This window comes from Psychrobacter sp. T6-1 (assembly GCF_052258445.1).
The window spans coordinates 1-777 of record NZ_JBQQFC010000657.1; the positions used below are offsets into that span (position 1 = coordinate 1).

The 777-nt window shown below is 47.9% G+C and carries 2 protein-coding genes; both read right to left on the reverse strand.

What is annotated here, in order from left to right; translation table 11 throughout:
* Positions 1-437, reverse strand: a 437-nt coding sequence (locus ACTXGO_RS15205; protein WP_443575105.1) for an agmatine deiminase family protein, incomplete at its 3' end; no start/stop codon positions are given.
* Positions 438-495: 58 nt separating this feature from the next.
* Positions 496-777 (reverse strand): nitrilase-related carbon-nitrogen hydrolase (locus ACTXGO_RS15210; protein WP_443575106.1); only part of this gene is annotated, 282 nt, incomplete at its 5' end.

The following is a 777-nucleotide window of genomic DNA, read 5'->3' on the forward strand; positions in this document are numbered from 1 at the left end:
TCGTCATTGTCCCAAGGCGCGTACAGACCATCAACGTTGCCGCCCCACGCATTAAATACCCAATCACAAGCGCGCAGATCTCGGTTATTATTAATCAAAAACGTCGGAACAATGTCACGCGCCCACGCATCATCACTTAGCATAGCGATGACTTCAATATTCTCAGGCAAGCTATCGCGGCACTCTTGATAATCTACAGGATTGACGAGCACGGCAACCGCGCAAAATGGCTCAACTGCTAAGGCCACTGCTCTATAAGCGGCTTTGGCAGAGACTGCATTATCACGCCAATTATCTGCACGGTGCGGCCAGACCATCCAAACCTTGTCTATAGGTGCAAACTCAGCTGGCATGTAAAAGCCGTCTGCGACTGGAGTAGAATCCAAGATTAAACTTTTAGATAAGGGTTCTTGTCTTTGTTTATTGGATGTCGACATATAAACCACCTTTATAAATAGGCTATTGGGTTAATAAGCTTTTGGAGGTAATCGCGGATTAGCCATGAGTCAGTAAAGTGCCATACATAGAGGGACGGCGGTCGCGGAACACGCCCCATTGCTGACGATCACGGGCAAGCTTATCCAGATCAAAACTGGCACTTATGATCTCAGGTTTATTCGCTGACGCCTCCTTGATAATCTCGCCGCGCCCATCAGTAATAAACGAGCTACCATAGAATGACATGATGCTATCAGTGCCGTTTTGCGTTATCGTCTCTGAACCGATACGGTTAGAGGCAATTACGGGCATGAGATTGGCGGCCGCATGACCTTGCAT